We start from the raw sequence: 16713 nt of genomic DNA, 5'->3' as shown, positions 1-16713 counted from the left end.
CGTGCATGGAAGTTCCGTCATGAACAAGAGCCGGCTGGAAGCCTTCAGCGACGGAGTGCTGGCCATCATCATCACCATCATGGTGCTGGAACTCCGTGTGCCCGAAGAACCCACTTGGCAGGCTCTCTTCGGTCAGGCTCCTGGATTCTTCAGCTATCTCCTGAGCTTTGTCTACGTGGGCATCTACTGGAACAACCATCACCACATGCTCCACCTGGCCGGAAAAATCAACGGCACCATCCTCTGGGCCAATCTGCATCTGCTCTTCTGGCTGTCCCTGTTCCCGTTTACCACCCGCTGGATGGATGAAACCGGCTTCGTTACCGTGCCGGTCCTGGTCTACGGGGTGAACCTGCTCCTGGCAGCCGTTGCCTACTTGACTCTGGAAACCTGTCTCATCCGGCAGCAGGGACGCGACGGCGCGCTGGCGCAGGCGTTGGGCCGGGATTGGAAAGCAAAGGTCTCACCTCCCATCTACGTTTTCGGTATCGCGGTGGCTTTGCTGCAGCCTCTGGTCAGCATCGCTGCCTACACGGTGGTGGCGTCCTTGTGGTTGATTCCGGACCGGAGGGTGGAGCGCTTCCTGGCCCGGCAGGAGCAAGAGGACTGAGGGACTGGGTTTCCATTGCCGCCACAGACACCCCCGAGTATGCTCGCGCATGTCTCCACCACCCGCCCACTGAATAGGAGCATGCCATGCCCAAGCCCACCTTCAGCCCCGGCGCCCCTTGCTGGGTTGATCTGATGACCTCCGATCCGGAGAAGGCCAAGCAGTTCTACACCGAACTTTTCGGTTGGACCTACGAGGTCGGCGACCAGGAAAAATACGGCGGCTACATCATGGCCTTCAAAGACGGCCAGTCCGTGGCCGGCATCATGCAGAGCCAGGACTCCGGTTTTCCGGACGTTTGGAGCACCTACCTGCGGGTGGAGGACATTGACGCCGCCACCCGGGCAGCCGAGGCCCACGGCGGCCAGGTTTACGTGCAGCCCATGGAGGTCCCGGAGCAGGGCAAGATGGCCATGATCGGCGATGCCGGCGGAGCCGCCGTCGGCCTGTGGGAGTTCGACGGACACACTGGCTACCAGGTGGCCGCCGAGCCCGGCGCTCCCGCCTGGCACGAACTCTTCACCCGTGATTACTCCGCCACCGTGAAGTTCTACGAGGACGTCTTCGGCTGGGACACCGAGGTGATGAGCGATACCGACGACTTCCGCTACACCACCCTGGGCTCCGGCGAGAACGCCACGGCCGGCATCATGGACGCCACCGCCTGGCTGCCCGAAGGCGTCCCCGCCCACTGGCGCGTCTACTTTGCCGTGGAGAACACCGACGCCGCCATCGAGAAAGCCACCGCCCTGGGCGGCAGCGTGGTCCAGCCCGCCGAGGACACGCCGTTCGGCCGCATGGCCACGCTGACCGACCCCACCGGCACCACCTTCCTGGTCGCGCAGACCCTGCCCCGGCAGTAGTCCGGCCAGCCACCTAGCCGGGTGCCGCTGCCCTCTGGTGCCGCTGCCGTTTAATAACGACGGCGGTGCCCGGCTATCGCGCACCGTGCGCCGCGCGCGGTATGGCATCCCTGTTACGGGAGGTGGCACGGCACCAGCGCACACTTCCTGATTGACGGAAATCTTCAAGACGGGACGCCGGCCGCCCGCCTAGCTTGGAGGCATGATGACTGACACCACGCAACCCGCCCACGGCAAATACACGGACCACGGAGTCCCACACGGCGCAACGTCCCTGACGCCGTTTATCGCGCTCACGGGCGCTGCGGGCGCCATCGACTTCTACACCCGCGTCTTTAAAGCTAAGCTGCTGGACCGGACCGAGATGCCCGGCCCAGACGGCAGCCCCGTCGTCGTCCACGCGACCCTTGATTTCGGCCACGGCTGCCTGCAGCTGGGCGAGGTCAACCCGGCCTACCACCTGGTCAGCCCGCCCGAGGGAGACGATGACTGCTACTCGCTGGGCCTTTACGTTCCGGACGTGGATGCAGCGGTGGAGCGTGCCGTGGCCGCAGGTGCCGTCGTGCGCGAGGAGGTGAACACCTTCGTGTCCGGGGACCGCTTTGGCAGCATCCGAGATCCCTTCGGCGTCCGGTGGTCCATCATGACCCGTGTGGAGGACCTGTCCCCGGAAGAGAGCAACCGCCGCGTGGCCGAATGGGCGGAGTCGATGGCCGCCGGCGAAGCCTAGCTCTGTGCCCCGCCTGACGAGCCCGGCGAACCCGGGTACCGGCGCGGCGTAAAACCGAGCACTTGGCGGAACTCCCGGGTTAAATGCGCCTGGTCGGAAAACCCCAGCGCGGCAGCGAGTTCGGCGAGGTCGGTGGCCGGCTCGTCTCGGACGCGCTCAGCGGCGTCCTGCAAACGACGGCGGCGCAGCATCAGCACCGGCGACATCCCCACGTAGCGGGAGGCCAGCCGCTGCACGCTGCGCTCGGACATGTGCAGCCTCCCGGCTAGCTGCGGCGCTGACCGGATGTTGCCCTCGTCGATCAGGTCCACCATCCGGTTGGCGAGGGCGGCGTCGTCGGACATCCCGCCGTCCGCCCTCTGGGCCGCGAGCGCCTGCACGAAATTCTGAAGCAGTTCAGCGGCGCGGGCCCGGCGCGCTGCACCAGTATCGGCGGTCCCAGAGTCTGCAGGCCCGGAGTCTGCAGGCCCGGAAAGGTCGGCCACCCCCGGCCTTCTCATTACCTCGGAGATCGACTCATGCAGGGCTGCCGCCTCTACCCGAGCTTCCGCGTTCAAAAGTTCCGCCGGCCGCTCCGTGAAGAGCCGCACGCCGGCGGGCTTCAGCAGCGCGCCCACCGCCCACCCGCTGCCGGTCAGCACCTTGGTGGACGCCCGGCTGGTCGGTCCATAGATCGCGACGCCGTCGAGCTCCACCACCACATTGCTGGCCGGATAGCCCAGCACCAACTCCTCCGTCGACTCCCCCGGCGGCAGATGCCACACCGGAATCCAGATCTGGCGGACAAACGCCGTCACATCCGCCCGCGCCGGAAACCTTGTCACCACGGACCCGGGGCGCGGCGTCAGGTGCCCCTTCGTCGTCGGCCTGAAACTCATGCTGCGATCGTATCCGCCGTGTGTTTGCCCGGCCCGCCCGGCACTATCCTGAAAGGAGAGTGCCCGCGAAGGAGTCGTATGTCTTGCTGCCATGGGCCGGAGCGCGAAGGCGCTGGCGCCTCGGCTACCACGCCTGCCGCTGTTGCCGGAGCCGGAACTGCCCCGGATAACGTTGCCACGCCGTCGGTCGGTCCTGCCATCCGGGAGCGTGACATCGAGCAGGTTTCGCTGCCCGGCGGTAGCTTCCTGATGGGCGACGCGTTCGACGAGGGCTATCCGGAGGACGGTGAAGGGCCGGTCCACGAGGTAGCTTTGTCCCCGTTCACGATGGACGCCACTGCCGTGACCAATGCGGAGTTCTACCGCTTTGTCGCCGCCACCGGCTACCGCACCGAGTCCGAGGTCTACGGCTACTCGGCGGTGTTCCACCTGCTGGTCGCCGCCGATGCCGCTGACATTTTGGGCCGTCCCGAGGGCCTGCAGTGGTGGGTCACCGTCCGGGGTGCGGACTGGGCCCATCCCCATGGGCCGAAATCCTCCTGGCAGGACGTTCCGGCCCACCCCGTGGTCCAGGTTTCGTGGAACGACGCCGTGGCCTACTGCCGGTGGGCCGGGCGGGCGCTGCCGACCGAAGCCCAGTGGGAGTACGCCGCCCGCGGGGGTATGGAGCAGGCGCGCTATCCCTGGGGCAATGAGTTGATGGATCCGGACGGGACACACCGCTGCAACATCTGGCAGGGCATCTTCCCCACGGACAACACGCTCGACGACGGTTTCCTCGCCACGGCCCCGGTGCGCAGCTTCCCGCCGAACGGCCTTGGTCTCTATGAGACCAGCGGCAATGTGTGGGAATGGTGCGCCGACTGGTTCCTGCCCAAGTATTACCGCAAGTCCCCGGCGGACAACCCGCCCGGCCCCACCATCGGGCGGGGCCGGGTCATGCGCGGCGGCTCGTTCCTCTGCCACGATTCGTACTGCAACCGCTACCGGGTGGCGGCCCGATCCAAGAACACCCCGGACTCGGCGGCCAGCAACATCGGCTTCCGCACCATCGCAGCCTGAGCGCGCACGGCGCGCACCGCCGTCGTTATTCGAAGGCGGCGACCATGGCGCGGTCCAGTTCCACGATCTGTTCCGGGTTGTAGTCCGCCTTGGCGCCCGGGGTGTAGCGGACATGGCGCAGCCGTCCGGTGTAGCGGAAGCAGCCGTGCCGCTCGGAGAGCTCCCAGTCCACCGGGCCGCCGCGGTCCAGCCCCACGCTGATTCCGGCGAACGGCGCCATCCCAGTCAGCTGGAAGACTTCCGGCAGAACGGCCATCTGCCGCCCATCGACATGCAGGCTGACGGCCCACTTGAAGTCCGGCAGCGCGGCGAATTCCACCCGGATATCGTGAAGCCCGGGTTCGATCGGGGCGCCGATCCGCTTGACGTCGCCGTACTCGTTGTAGGTCAGGACCAGCTTGCCGTCCTCGATGAACAGCACATAGCCGCCGCCCTGGTCGCCGTGCGCCACCAGCACGCCGCCGTCGCCGTGAGCTGTCTCCACGCGCGAGTCGATGGTGAAGGAGCGCAGCCGGACCAGCTTGGCGGAGCGGTAGCGTTCCAACGTCGGCGCGCCGGGGTACAGCGTCACCGGCTGTTCCAGGAGCAGCTCGCTGGCGGGCCGGTTGCGGTTGAACGAGCCGTCGTCGTTCAGCGGGTAGACCTGGTTCCACCAGGCGTCCGCCTCCCACTTCGCGGCGAGCTCGCGCACCTTCTCCGGATGCTGGGCCGCCACGTTGACCAGCTCGGTGGGGTCGGCTGCCAGGTCGTAGAGTTCCCAGCCGTCCTGCTTCCAACCCGGACCGTTGGGCTCCGGGGCAATCGCCTTCCAGGTCCCGGAGATGTAGCCGCGGCGGCCGTTGAGCTCGGTGTACTGGGTGGTGTGACCCGACGCTGCCGCAGGGTTCCGCAGCCAGTTGCCGAACGGCACGCCGTCGGTGTCCCGTGCCGGCAGCCCGTGGCGCTCGGCCAGCGGTTCGACGCCGGCCAGTTGCAGCAAGGTCGGCGCGATGTCAACGGCATGCGCGAACTGGTGGCGGACGCCGTCGTCTTCCGCTGTCCGGGGCAGGCCTGCCGGCCAGGACAGCAGCATGGGCACCCGGACGCCACCGGCATGCGGGAAGGTCTTGTACATCCGAAACGGGGTGTTGGACGCATAGGCCCAGCCGCGCGGGTAGTGCACATAGGTCCGCGGCCCGCCGATGAGCTCGGGGTCCCGCGGCACATCTGGCTGCCAGTCCTGGGGCAGCCCGGACCGTGGCGCGGAGAAACGGCTGAAGTAGCTGCGCGTGCCCGTGTCGCCGCCCTCGGACGTGCCGCCGTTGTCCGAGGTGAAGACGATGATGGTGTTCTCATACTCGCCCAGGGCCTTCAGGTGGTCCGTCAGCCGGCGCAGGTTCTGGTCCACGTTATCCACCGCGGCGGCGTAGGCCTCCATATAGCGGGCGAACAACGCCTGCTGTTCGGCACCCAGCGAATCCCACGGCACCACGTCCGCGCCGGGTTCGGTGTTGCGCGGGGCGCAAACCGTGCCTTCCGGGAACAGCCCCAGCTCGATCTGCCGGGCGAACCGCTCGGACCGGATGTGGTCCCAGCCGGCCTCATACCGGCCGCGGTATTTCTCCATGTCCGCGGCCTTGGCCTGCACCGGTCCGTGCACGGCGGTGTGCGCAAAGTAGAGGAAGAACGGCTTGGACGGGTCGTTCGCGCGCAGCTCGGAAATCATTCCGAGCGCCTGGTCGGTCAGGTCGTCCGTCAGGTAGTAGTCCTCCGGGTACTCGTCCACCACAATCTGGCTGTTGTCCCGCACCAGCCGGTGCGGGTGGAACAGCGAGGTGAAGCCGTCCATGCAGCCGTAGTAGCGGTCAAAGCCGCGCTGCACCGGCCACGAGGACTTCTCGGCGGCGTCGTGCATTTTGGACTCCACCGTCAGGTGCCATTTGCCCACCATGAACGTGGCGTAGCCGGCCGCCCGGAAGTTCTCGGCCAGGGTCGGCGCGTCGGCCGGCAATTCCATGGCCGAGTTCGGGAAGCCCGGATCCATGTGCGGAACATAGGAAAAACCGGCCCGGTGCGGGTTCATGCCGGTCAGCAGCGCGGCCCGCGCCGGAGCGCACATCGGCGGCGTCTGGTAATTACCCAGCCGGTAGCCGTCCGCGGCGATGTCGGCCAGCGCCGGGGTGTCGATCTCGCCGCCAAACGGGGCGATGTCGCTGTACCCCATGTCATCCATCAACATCACGACGACGTTCGGCGCACCTTCCGGGGCGCGGGGGGCCCGCTTCCACGCCGCGACCGATTCACTGGCTTTCCGGGCCACGGTGCCTTCGAAGCCGGCGTAGTCGCGCACCGGGTGCGGCCCGTTGTGGAGATGCTCGTTCATGGTTCTTCCTTCGGTGGTGCCGCCGTCCACCCGCCGCAAAGCAGCGGGTGGACGGCTGGGGTTGGTGCAGGGGCCTTGGCCGGATAGCGGGTCAGCCGATTTCGGCTCGGTGGCTTTCGCGGGTCATCACAACGGCAGCGGTGCCCGCGGCAATGACCAAGGCCCAGAAGACTGCCACCAGGGCGGTCCCGCCACCGGCGGCGATGACCAGACCGGTGGCGATCATCGGCGTGAAGCCGGCTCCGAGCACGGACGCCCCTTGGTAGGCGAGCGATGCACCGGTGTAGCGCACGTGGGTGGGGAACTGCTCCGCAATGAAGGCGCCAATCGGCCCGTAGAGCAACCCTTGGACCAAGCCGTTGCCGATCACGATGGCGACCGCGAAGCCCCACATGGTGCCGTTGTCCAGCAGCGTGATCAGCGGGTAGGCGAGGACGATGCCGGTGATGCCGCCGATCACCAGCATCTTTCGGCGGCCCACGCGGTCGCTCATCCGGGCGGCCCAGAATGTCACGATCAGCGTCAGGACCGCGCCGGCGGCCTTCCAGTTCAGCACACCGGAGCGGTCAACGCCGTTCTCCACGGCCACCGAGACGCCCCAGACGGTGAGCAGGCCCTGGCAGCAGTAGAAGCTCATGGTGGCGACGAGTGCCAAAATCACGGCCTTCGGGTGGTTCCGCAGCACATCCAGGAGCGGCATCTTGCGCTTTTCGCTGGCGTCCTCCAGCTTGGCGAACATGGGCGACTCCGTGACCTTCAGCCGGATCACCATGCCCACCACGATCAGGACGGCGCTCAGCAGGAACGGGATGCGCCATCCCCACTCGAGAAACTGGTCGCCGGTGGCTGCCGAGACCGCGGAGACTACCAGCGTGGCCAGAACGGCGCCGGCGGGGCCGCCGGCATTGGCGAAAGAGGTGGCGAAGCCGCGCCTGGACTTCGGTGCGTGTTCGAGTGCCATCAGGGCGGCGCCGCCCCATTCCCCGCCCACGGCAACGCCTTGGACCAGGCGGAGGATGACCAGGGCGATCGGGGCCGCGATCCCCACCTGCGCCGTCGGCGGCAGCATGCCGATAATCATGGTGGCCACGCCCATGATCAGCATTGACAGCACCAGCATCTTTTTGCGGCCGACCCGGTCGCCGAAGTGGCCGAAGACCACCCCGCCCAGCGGACGGGCCACGTAGCCGGCGGCCAGAGTGGCAAAAGAGGCGAAGAGTGCGAAACCGTCGCCGAGGTTGGCGAAGAACACGTGGCCGAAGACTAGCGACGCGGCCGTGGCATACAGGATGAAGTCGTAGTACTCGATGGCGCTGCCGATGAAGCTTGATGAGAGGATGCGGCGCATCTCCCGCGTGTTCAGCGATTCACTTGCTTCCGGCAGCGTCGCCGGAGTCTCTACCGCCGTGCGGGTGTTGCTGGTTCTCTGCACGTTGGAACTCCTTGAAGGTTGGGTAGGGGGCCTTGGTTGCTTCAAGTGTGCTGCAGGCCACACAATATAGAAAATCAATTGTTCCGATGCAACTCATCAAGAGGATTTATGCCCGACCTGACCCTGAGACAGATGGAGTACTTCGTTGCGGTAGTGGACCATGGGTCCGTTACCGCCGCGGCGGCCGCGTGCCACGCCTCGCAGGCGGCGGCGTCGATGGCCATAGCGCAACTCGAGAAGTCTTTGGGAGCCGACCTGCTGGTGCGCAGCCGGTCCCGCCAGGTGGCGTTGACGCCCGCAGGAATCGAGTTCGCCGCACACGCCCGGGCGGTGCTGGAACGCGTTACCGAAGCGGCTGCGTCCATCTCCGACAATCTGGGACAGATCCGCGGCCCGCTCCGCGTTGGCTGCAGCCAAACGCTCTCACCGCGGTTGGTGCCGCCGCTGGCCGAACACTTCACCAAACACCACCCGGAGGTGGACCTGCGCTTCACCGAAAGCTCGGCTGGAGCCGTTCAGGAAGGCTTACGCGAGGGCCGGCTCGACGTCGCGCTGGTCTATGCCCTGCAAGCCGACGACGACCTGGCCCAAGAGCTCATTAAGGAAATTCAACTCCAGGTAGTTCTGCCGCAAGACCACCGGCTCGCCGATCGGTCCACCGTGCCGCTGCAGGAAATCTCCGCCGAACCGGCGATCCTCCTGGATGTGCCGCCGACCATTGAACGGCTGACGGCCGTGGCCCGGCAAGCCGGGCTGGAACTCAACGTGCGCTGGACCAGTGCCAACATGGAGACCATCCGCAGCATGGTCGCCCGCGGACTGGGCTACTCGTTCGCCAACAGCCCTCCGGTCGACGGCACCACCTTCGACGGGCTGCAGGTGGTGCACCGGCCGATCGCCGACAAGCACGCCCGCAACGCCATCGTCGCCCTGCTCCCGGCCGGCCACACTCCCCCGCGCAGAGTCGCTGCCGCCATCGACGTGCTGCGCAAGGCCGAGGCAGTCCGCCCGGAGAACGTCCCCTGAAGCCAGCACCCCTAAGTCCGACCCCATCGCGCTGAGCCGTTCCGCCCTCAGCCCAGCCGCGGGGTCCGGGGAGGCTCGGTCCGGCGGGAACCGGTGGCTTCGAAGGCGGCCGCCAGGGCCAGCAAGGCGTTGTCGTCATAGGCGCGCCCGGCGAAGGTGAGGCCCACGGGCATGCCGATGTCCGCCGTCGTGCCCATGGGCACCGTGACGGTGGGGATGCCCAGGTGCCGCGGGACCAGGTTCCCGTTGGCGACCCAGACGCCGTTGCGCCAGCCGAGGTCGGCCGAGGCCGGGTCGGTATCCATGTCCGCGGGTCCGATGTCCGCGACGGCTGGGAAGACGACGGCGTCCAGCCCGTGCCGGTCCATCCACTCCTCCAGATCCACCCGGCGGGTTTCCTCGAGTCCACGCAGACCGTCCGCCAGATGCGGAATATCCGTGAACGATTCGACGCCGTGTTCGCGGACGTGCGCCGGATACGATGCGATGTCGTCGTAACTCTCGTAGCGGTCCGGCAGCGCGCCGTCGGGGTGCGGGAAGATGCGGGCGCCGTCCACGCCGGCCAGGGAACGCAGCGCCGGGTCCCCGTTGGCGGCAAGGAAGTCCTCCCACGCCCACGCCGAGAGGTCCAGGATCTCGCGCCGCAGGTACTCCGGGCTCACCAGGCCGCGGGTGCCGATGGTGGGTGCGCCGGGCCGGTCGCCCTCGTAGTTGGACACGACCCGGAATTCCACCGGAACCACCTCTGCGCCCGCTGCCTCGAGGTCCCGGCGCGCCGCCTCCCACAGTTCGATGATGGAGGCCCGGGTCTCGATCCGCTGCCCGGTGGCACCGCCGATGCCTGGCTGTTCGGCCGTGCCGGCCTCCGGGTCGGCGTTGATGTACATGCGCGGTAGGCCGAAGCGTTTTCCCTGCAGCACCTCCCATGCCTGTTGCAGTCCGCGGGGCGCCAGGGCGGCATAGGAGTCGGGCCGGACCGAGGAGGCGGCCGGGATGGGCACCCACGGCTGTGCGCGCCAGAAGTCGCCGCGGGTTTCCGGGTCGTCGGCCACGATGACGTCCAGCACTTCGAGCAGGTCCGCCATGGAACGGGTGTGCGGCACCACCACGTCCATGGTGGGAACCAGCGGCCAGTTGCCCCGCACCGAAATGACGCCGCGCGAGGGGGTGTAGGCACAGAGCCCGTTGTTCGACGCCGGGGCGCGCCCGCTGGACCAGGTCTCCTCGGCGAGTCCGAAGGCCGCGAAGCTTGCCGCCGTCGCGGTCCCGGACCCGTTGGACGAACCGGATCCGAAGGCGGCGGTGAGGAAGTCTGCATTGTAGGGGCTCTCGGCACGCCCGTAGAGACCTCGCTGCATGCCGCCGTTGGCCATCGGCGGCATGTTGGTCAGCCCGATCAGCACCGCTCCTGCCGCGCGCAGCCGTTCGATCGCGAAGGCGTCGCGCTGGGCCACCACATGCTCGAAGGCGGGCGAGCCTGCCGCGGCAGTGAGGCCTTTGGCCAGATAACTGTCCTTGGCCGTATAGGGGATCCCGTCCAACGGACCGAGCGTGTCGCCGCGGGAGCGCCTTTGGTCCGAAGCGCGGGCATCGGCCAACGCTTCAGGATTCATCACGACGACGGCGTTCAGCCGGGGGCCGGACTGGTCGTAAGCGGCAATCCGCTCCAGATAGGCCTGGGTGAGTTCCTCGCTGGTGGCCTGTCCGGTCTCCAGCGCCTCGCGCAGCTGTGCAATCGGGGCTTCCACCACGTCGAACGTGCCCATCATGCGGCCCCGAAGCCGAGCACAGGCTGCTGCTGGGTGATGCAGTGGATCCCGCCGCCGCGGGCCAGGATGGGCCGCGCGTCCACCGTGACCACGCGCCGGCCGGGATAGGCTTCGCCGAGGATCTCGGCTGCCAGCGCATCCGCTCGGTTCTCGCCGTAACCGCAGGCGATCACGCCCCCGTTGACCACCAGGTGGTTGACGTAGCTCCAGTCGACGAACCCGTTGTCATCCTTGAGCGTTTCCGGAGCGGGCAGCTCGACGATCTCGAACGGTTTGCCGGCGGCATGGGCTTGGGCCCCGAAGAAGTCCCGCAGCTGCCGGCTCACCTCAAAGTCCGGGTGTGCCGGGTTGTTCTGCATGTGCAGCAGGACCCGGCCCGGCGAAGCAAACGTGGCCACCATGTCGATGTGACCGCGCGTGCCCAGGTCCTCGTAGTCCCGGGTCAGTCCCCGCGGCACCCACACGGTGTGGGTGGCGCCCAGGGTGCGGGCCAGTTCCGCTTCGACCCTTGCCTTGTCCGTGTACGGATTCCGGCCGGGATCGAGCTGGACGGTTTCCGTCACCAGCACCGTGCCCAGACCGTCAACATGGATGGCGCCGCCTTCGTTAACCAGCAGCGAGGCGACCAATTCGGCGTCGGCCTGCGCCGCGACGAAGCGGCCGATGTCACGGCTTTTCTCCCACTCGGCCCAGGCCGGTGCGCCCCAGCCGTTGAAGGTCCAGTCCACCGCGCCGAGCACCTCGGGCCGCTCGTCGTCCACCACGAAGGTCGGTCCGATGTCGCGCATCCAGAACTCATCCAGTGGCGCATCGAATTGTTCGATTCCGATGCCCAGCATGCGCCGGGCGCGTTCCCGCTCGGTCGGGTCCACCACCATGGCCACCGGCTCAAACTCGGCGACGGCGTGGGCCACGGCGGTCCAGGCGTCGTACGCTTCCTCAGCGGAGGCGGCGTCGTCGCCCAGCGTCAGTCCTGCCCGGGGAAACGCCATCCAGGTGCGCTCGTGCGGTGCAGTTTCCGCCGGCATGCGCCACGCCATGAGGCCTCCTGCTGTCTCTGGGACGGGGACGCGTCGCCCCAGCCCGAACGCTTATTGATCACATGATCAATAAGGGGCAAAGTACTTTAGACTGGTTTGTGATGTCAACCACCCCGCCCAGACGCGCCCCGAGGAAAGCTCCGGCCGAACGCGCCGCGGAGCTCGCCCAAGCGGCCCGGAGCATTGCCCTGGAGCAGGGTCTTGCCGCCATCACGCTGCGCAACGTCGCCCAACGTGCCGGTGTTGCCCCGGGCCTCGTGGCGCACTACCACCCCTCCGTGGAGACTCTGGTGGCCGCAACGTTCAGGCACATTACCGCCGCGGAAACCGAAGAGGTTTCCGCCTTGGTGGCCAGCATGCCCACGCCGCGGCAGGGCCTTGCCCTGCTGCTGGAAACGCTCCTCGACGAACACCGCCTCGATGTGACAGCGGTGTGGGTGGAAGCCTGGTCCCTGGGCCGCCGCAACGAGACGCTGGCCACCAGCGTGCGGGAGCAGATGGATGCCTGGCAGGCGGTCATCCGGGATCTGGTCGACGCTGGCGTTGCATCGGGTGACTTCAGCACCCCGGATGCGGAATCCGTGGCGTGGCAGATCCTGGGCATGGTCGATGGGATGAACGCCCAGGCCCTGGTGCGCTGGAACGGCGTCGCCGACCGGCACACCCACCTCGCCCGTGCCGTGGAGGTGATGGTTGGCGCGGCGCCGTCGTCGCTCCTGCCCGCCGCGGTGCCCGGCGTGGACCGATGAAGCCCCGCCGTGATCATTGATTGATGCACGACGTCGGCCGCTCGCCTTCGGGAGGTGAGCGGCCGACGTCGTTCTGGTGGCGTTACATGTTCTGGTTGATCCGGATCATGTTGCCCGATGGGTCCCGGACGGCGCAGTCGCGCGGGCCCCACGGCTGGTCCATCGGTTCCTGCAGGACTTCAGCCCCGAAGGAGACCAGCCGCTCGAAAAGGGCGTCCAGGTCATCGGTGCGGAACACGAGCATGGGAAGCATGCCCTTGACCAGCAGCTCCTGGAGTTGGTCGCCGTCCGCCTGCGAGCGGCCGGCATGCGGAGCGGACAGCACCAGCTCCAGCTCCGGCTGGTCGGGGCTGCCCATGGTGATCCAGTGGAAACCCTCGTTGGCGACGTCGTTGCGGACTACCAGCCCGAGGCCGTCTCGGTAGAACGGGATGGATTCCGCGGGGTCGTTGACGGTGATGTTGCAGTACTGAAGTGAAATAGTCATGGGCCCAAACTACGCAGGGGCCGGCGCCGCCGCTTCTCGGATCCTGCTCGATCGCGGATCGATAGGCCTGGTCAGGAGCTTCGCGATACAGGGCGGCATCGCCTCGGCCGCCTCGTGGCTCCGGCTGCGGTAGGAACTGGGGCTCTCGCCGGTGAGTTGGGTGAACCGGGTGCTGAAGGACCCCAGCGACGTGCTGCCCACTTCCATGCAGGCATCCGTCACGCTCCAGCCGGCACGCAGCAGCGCCATGGCCCGTTCGATCCGCCGGGTCATCAGGTAGTTGTACGGCGTTTCGCCATAGGTTGCCTTGAACCGGCGGGAGAAATGGGCCGGCGACATCAGCGCCTTCGCGGCCATCGTCGGCACATCCAGCGGCTGGGCGTAATCGCGGTCGATCAAGTCCCGTGCCCGCCGCAGATGGGCCAAGTTGGCCAGCTCCTCAGGATTCACAGCTTGAGGTTACCGCTCCAGGGAACCTGCCGGAAGTTCTACCGAGGCTGCCTTCGCTCCACCGGCTTCCCCAACCCATTGCACCGCCGCTTCGGTTGCGCCACGCTGATCACGTGGAACAGCGACCTGATCGCCAGCAGGCTGCCCGCGCGGCTGGCCCTGAAGCTTCCAATAAAAAGACAGGGGATGCGGCACGCAGCGCCGCGGTGCTGGCACGTGAATCCAGCGAGTTCGACCGCGGGATCAGCTTCTACGACGTCATTTACGGATTCGCCATCACGCTGTTGGTCACCAACATCGACGCTCCCTCCGCCGATGCATGGCAAGACCCGCGGAGTCTGCTCGAATCAGGCGTGGTGCACCAACTCGCCGGCTTCGCCTTGAGCTTCGCGGTGATCGCCGTGTTCTGGCGCTTGAACCTCCGGCTGATCAAACGGCTCTCCGCACTGGATTCGGCGACGACGACGGCCAACCTCCTGGCTGCTGCGTTCGTCGTCCTCATTCCGTTCACCACACAGGGCGTGAGCGACCCGGAGACATCGTCGTTTGAGCTGCCGACTGTGCTGTACGCCGCGAACATCATTCTGGCGTCGTTGGGCCAGTTGCTGATGTATGAGATCGCCCGTCGGCACGGTCTTGAGATCGACCCGATGACGCCTCGGCACCACGCAGCCTTCGTGCTCGATTTCCTCGTTCCGCCCTTGGTTTTCGCGGTGTCAATACCCATCGCTTTGGCCGCCGGCGGCACGGCGGGGAAGATCACGTGGGCCGCGCTCGTCGTGCTCGGACCGGTCTCCGGCATCCTCGCCACCCGGGTCCAGCGATCAACATCAGGCCGTTGATCCGGTGCGGCTGAGGGCCGCCTCTCTCATACTGGCGTTACCGCTGCACTCCGCCTTCACTGCACTCCAGGACCGACACTTTGTCCGGCTGTGGGAAATTTTCGGGCCGTATGTCCAGATTTGGCGGCGGGCTCTGTGCTATTCCCGGCCGTGCGACTAGCCTCTCCGTTACCGGCAGCTCGCGCGAGCTGCCGGTCCCATTGTTCGCTGCCGATCCAGCCGGCCGCGTTCGGGGATGAATCGCTCAACCTTTGGAGGACATGCAGTGAAGCACCAGCCCAAGAGCAGCACCAACCAGCTACCGGCCCGACCCAAGCGCTGCCGCAGCCTGGCAGCGGCGGCGGCCCTCGCCGTCGTCATTCCCTTCAGCGCCGCAACGCCGGTGCTTGCCGATGCCAACTTCCCCTCCACCGAGGGAAAGACCAATATCTCCAGCATCCTGACCTACGACGACGTGGTGAAGGAGCTGCGGAAACTGGAAAAGACCAGCCGCTTTGGCGTGGATTCCTTCACGCTCGAAGAAGCGGGCACACAGGTCAGCAAGTCGGAACAGGGCCGCGATCTCTGGGTGGCCACGGTCGGCAACGGCGCCGAACACGTGTGGATCCAGGGACGCATCCACGGCAACGAGCCCTACGGCACCGATTCAATCCTGACGCTGCTGAAGGATCTGGGCACCAACGGTTCGTCGGACTACCAACTGCTGCGCGACAAGTTCACCTTCCACTTCATCCCGATGTACAACCCGGACGGCTCGGAAGCGAATATCCGCCACACCATCCTGTGGGACCAGGCCAACGGCCTGCCGGAGTTCGGCGCCAACGGACGTGAGCAGCGGATCGACCTGAACCGGGACTGGACACCCAACGGATTCGTGGCGAACGAATCGCTGGCCTTCTACGAATACTGGACCGATGTGAAGCCGGCCTACGGCATCGACATCCACCACCAGGGCCTGAAGAAGGAATGGGGCACCGGCGACGACGTCACGCTGTCGCTGGGCATCTCGCTGGCTCCGGGCGGTCCGACCCTGCCGGGGATCAAGGACGGCGCCTACGACGAGTTGACCCGCCAGATGCACGTGCACGTGTACGACGAGCTGTCCAAGTACGGATCCATCAACATGGACCGCTACCAGGTGGGCAACGGCCAGGAGATCGACATCAAGGGCGGCGTGGTCTCGGCGATGATGCTTGGCCTGGACTACCAGGGGATGAATCCGGAGGGGCACTCGAACCCGGTGGTCTTCTTCGAAACCTCCGGCAACACCTCCGATGGCAGCCTTGGCCAGAAGGCCCGCGGCAAGAGCATCAAGCAAAACGTGCTCGCCATGAAGGAACTGCTGCTTGGCCTCGCAACCGGCGAAGTCCAGCAGGAGGACGCCGATCGCTGGGAAGAGATCCCGCACCAGCCGGTCACCGGCTACAACACCGACTACGCGGGAACCATCCCGGTCCCGTAGCCAGTTGCAACAACAGCAGCGCCCCTGCCCGACCGGGCAGGGGCGCTGCTGTGTGCGAGGTAGGGCTGCTACGCCTCGACGATGATGACCGTGACAACCGGCTTGCGACGGAGGGCCCGGTCGGACCAACGGACCAGGGCCTGGCCAATCGCCTTTTCGGCGTCCGGCCCGGTCTTGTCGCCGCGCAGTCCCATCAGTGTTTTCTCCACGATGCCGGTTGCCTTTTCCAGCTCCTCCACGGCCGGGGCGAAGCCCACCGGGAAGAATTCCGGTTCTTCCTCCAGCCGGCCGGTGTCCGGGTTGACGATCAGCAGCGCGGTGACGGCGCCGTCCTCGGCCAGCCGGAGCCGGTCCTGCAGCGAGGCCTCGGTGGCCGCGCCAGGCACCATGTTCTCCACGTAGACGTAGTCGGCGGCGATCTGGCCAACGACCTGTGCTACGCCGTCCTTGAGGTCCACCACGATGCCGTCTTCGCCGATTAGCGCGCGCTTGGGCTCGACGCCGGTGCGGACCGCCAACTCGGCGTTCGCCTTCAGGTGCCGGTGTTCGCCGTGCACGGGCAGCACGTTGCGCGGGCGGACCAGGTTGTAGCAGTAGACCAGCTCGCCGGCGGAGGCGTGGCCGGAGACGTGCACCTTGGCGTTGCCCTTGTGCACCACGTTGGCGCCGCGCTTGGTCAGGTCGTTGATCAGCCGGTAGATGGAGGATTCGTTGCCCGGTACCAGCGAGGACGCCAGCAGCACGGTGTCGCCTTCGGTCAGGTCAATCATGTGGTCGCCGCCGGCCATGCGGGCCAGCGCCGCCATCGGCTCGCCTTGCGAGCCGGTGCAGATCAGCACGGCCTTGGTGGGCGCCAGCTTCTCCAGTTCCTTGAAGTCCACCAGCACACCGCGCGGGATGTTCAGGTAGCCGAGCTCGCGCGCCGTCGTCATGTTGCGCACCATGGACCGG

16 protein-coding genes are annotated in these 16713 nt (G+C 67.0%); 8 read left to right on the top strand and 8 right to left on the bottom strand.

The features are described 5' to 3' along the window. The first annotated feature begins 19 nt into the window (after positions 1 to 19). From AC5RWT_RS06080 to AC5RWT_RS06070, 3 genes are all read left to right on the top strand, one after another. Complete coding sequence (locus AC5RWT_RS06080) at positions 20 to 610, top strand: TMEM175 family protein (protein WP_494079547.1); 591 nt, start codon at positions 20 to 22, stop codon at positions 608 to 610. Positions 611 to 696: 86 nt separating this feature from the next. Further along, entirely contained in the window at positions 697 to 1473 is a 777-nt protein-coding gene (locus AC5RWT_RS06075) for a VOC family protein (protein WP_494079546.1), read from the top strand. 202 nt (positions 1474 to 1675) lie between these two features. Then, the gene (locus AC5RWT_RS06070; protein ID WP_494079545.1) at positions 1676 to 2203 is read left to right on the top strand and encodes a VOC family protein; all 528 of its coding nucleotides are present in this window, start codon (positions 1676 to 1678) and stop codon (positions 2201 to 2203) included. Here the strand turns inward: AC5RWT_RS06070 and AC5RWT_RS06065 are convergent. Continuing rightward, complete coding sequence (locus tag AC5RWT_RS06065; RefSeq protein ID WP_494079544.1) at positions 2200 to 3081, bottom strand: helix-turn-helix domain-containing protein; 882 nt, start codon at positions 3079 to 3081, stop codon at positions 2200 to 2202. The genes AC5RWT_RS06070 and AC5RWT_RS06065 overlap by 4 nt on opposite strands. Positions 3082 to 3159: 78 nt before the next feature. On the opposite strand from AC5RWT_RS06065, the gene AC5RWT_RS06060 reads away from it, so the two are divergent. After that, positions 3160 to 4143: a formylglycine-generating enzyme family protein gene (locus AC5RWT_RS06060; RefSeq protein WP_494079543.1), complete on the top strand. Its 984-nt coding sequence runs from the start codon at positions 3160 to 3162 to the stop codon at positions 4141 to 4143. Positions 4144 to 4168: 25 nt separating this feature from the next. On the opposite strand, the gene AC5RWT_RS06055 is transcribed toward AC5RWT_RS06060, so the two are convergent. Continuing rightward, complete coding sequence (locus tag AC5RWT_RS06055; RefSeq protein WP_494079542.1) at positions 4169 to 6505, bottom strand: arylsulfatase; 2337 nt, start codon at positions 6503 to 6505, stop codon at positions 4169 to 4171. 91 nt (positions 6506 to 6596) lie between these two features. Beyond that, positions 6597 to 7937: an MFS transporter gene (locus AC5RWT_RS06050; protein WP_494079541.1), complete on the bottom strand. Its 1341-nt coding sequence runs from the start codon at positions 7935 to 7937 to the stop codon at positions 6597 to 6599. 108 nt (positions 7938 to 8045) lie between these two features. Between AC5RWT_RS06050 and AC5RWT_RS06045 the strand changes: the two genes are divergently transcribed. Beyond that, positions 8046 to 8963 carry a LysR substrate-binding domain-containing protein gene (locus AC5RWT_RS06045; RefSeq protein ID WP_494079540.1) on the top strand — a complete coding sequence of 306 codons (918 nt, stop codon included), beginning with the start codon at positions 8046 to 8048 and terminating at the stop codon, positions 8961 to 8963. 47 nt (positions 8964 to 9010) lie between these two features. On the opposite strand, the gene AC5RWT_RS06040 is transcribed toward AC5RWT_RS06045, so the two are convergent. Then, complete coding sequence (locus tag AC5RWT_RS06040; protein ID WP_494079634.1) at positions 9011 to 10729, bottom strand: amidase; 1719 nt, start codon at positions 10727 to 10729, stop codon at positions 9011 to 9013. After that, entirely contained in the window at positions 10729 to 11772 is a 1044-nt protein-coding gene (locus tag AC5RWT_RS06035) for an agmatine deiminase family protein (protein WP_494079539.1), read from the bottom strand. Before AC5RWT_RS06035 ends, AC5RWT_RS06040 begins: the two co-directional genes overlap by 1 nt. Positions 11773 to 11873: 101 nt before the next feature. Here AC5RWT_RS06035 and AC5RWT_RS06030 point away from each other — a divergent pair, with 101 nt between their 5' ends. After that, positions 11874 to 12521 (top strand): TetR/AcrR family transcriptional regulator, encoded by a 648-nt coding sequence (locus AC5RWT_RS06030; RefSeq protein ID WP_494079538.1) that lies wholly within the window; start codon positions 11874 to 11876, stop codon positions 12519 to 12521. A gap of 82 nt (positions 12522 to 12603) precedes the next feature. On the opposite strand, the gene AC5RWT_RS06025 is transcribed toward AC5RWT_RS06030, so the two are convergent. Next, positions 12604 to 13008 (bottom strand): VOC family protein, encoded by a 405-nt coding sequence (locus AC5RWT_RS06025; protein ID WP_494045169.1) that lies wholly within the window; start codon positions 13006 to 13008, stop codon positions 12604 to 12606. 9 nt (positions 13009 to 13017) lie between these two features. Further along, on the bottom strand, positions 13018 to 13458 hold the full coding sequence (locus AC5RWT_RS06020) for a helix-turn-helix transcriptional regulator (protein WP_494045170.1): 441 nt from the start codon (positions 13456 to 13458) through the stop codon (positions 13018 to 13020). Between the two features lie 113 nt (positions 13459 to 13571). Between AC5RWT_RS06020 and AC5RWT_RS06015 the strand changes: the two genes are divergently transcribed. Next, positions 13572 to 14300, top strand: a complete 729-nt coding sequence (locus tag AC5RWT_RS06015) for a TMEM175 family protein (protein WP_494079537.1) — start codon at positions 13572 to 13574, stop codon at positions 14298 to 14300. Positions 14301 to 14565: 265 nt separating this feature from the next. After that, complete coding sequence (locus tag AC5RWT_RS06010; RefSeq protein ID WP_494045172.1) at positions 14566 to 15762, top strand: M14 family zinc carboxypeptidase; 1197 nt, start codon at positions 14566 to 14568, stop codon at positions 15760 to 15762. 68 nt (positions 15763 to 15830) lie between these two features. Here AC5RWT_RS06010 and AC5RWT_RS06005 read toward each other — a convergent pair. Further along, positions 15831 to 16713 (bottom strand): ribonuclease J (locus AC5RWT_RS06005; protein WP_494079536.1); only part of this gene is annotated, 883 nt, incomplete at its 5' end.

It is taken from the genome of Arthrobacter sp. Dra40 (genome assembly GCF_059091905.1).
Note: the sequence above shows the minus strand (reverse complement) of the source record. Positions and strands in the feature narration are given on the sequence as shown.

Coding starts and splice junctions, on each gene's coding strand:
- AC5RWT_RS06080 (WP_494079547.1), top strand. CDS start 20: ATGAACAAGAGCCGGCTGGAAGCCTTCAGCGACGGAGTGCTGGCCATC.
- AC5RWT_RS06075 (WP_494079546.1), top strand. CDS start 697: ATGCCCAAGCCCACCTTCAGCCCCGGCGCCCCTTGCTGGGTTGATCTG.
- AC5RWT_RS06070 (WP_494079545.1), top strand. CDS start 1,676: ATGATGACTGACACCACGCAACCCGCCCACGGCAAATACACGGACCAC.
- AC5RWT_RS06065 (WP_494079544.1), bottom strand. CDS start 3,081: ATGAGTTTCAGGCCGACGACGAAGGGGCACCTGACGCCGCGCCCCGGG.
- AC5RWT_RS06060 (WP_494079543.1), top strand. CDS start 3,160: ATGTCTTGCTGCCATGGGCCGGAGCGCGAAGGCGCTGGCGCCTCGGCT.
- AC5RWT_RS06055 (WP_494079542.1), bottom strand. CDS start 6,505: ATGAACGAGCATCTCCACAACGGGCCGCACCCGGTGCGCGACTACGCC.
- AC5RWT_RS06045 (WP_494079540.1), top strand. CDS start 8,046: ATGCCCGACCTGACCCTGAGACAGATGGAGTACTTCGTTGCGGTAGTG.
- AC5RWT_RS06040 (WP_494079634.1), bottom strand. CDS start 10,729: ATGGGCACGTTCGACGTGGTGGAAGCCCCGATTGCACAGCTGCGCGAG.
- AC5RWT_RS06035 (WP_494079539.1), bottom strand. CDS start 11,772: ATGGCGTGGCGCATGCCGGCGGAAACTGCACCGCACGAGCGCACCTGG.
- AC5RWT_RS06030 (WP_494079538.1), top strand. CDS start 11,874: ATGTCAACCACCCCGCCCAGACGCGCCCCGAGGAAAGCTCCGGCCGAA.
- AC5RWT_RS06025 (WP_494045169.1), bottom strand. CDS start 13,008: ATGACTATTTCACTTCAGTACTGCAACATCACCGTCAACGACCCCGCG.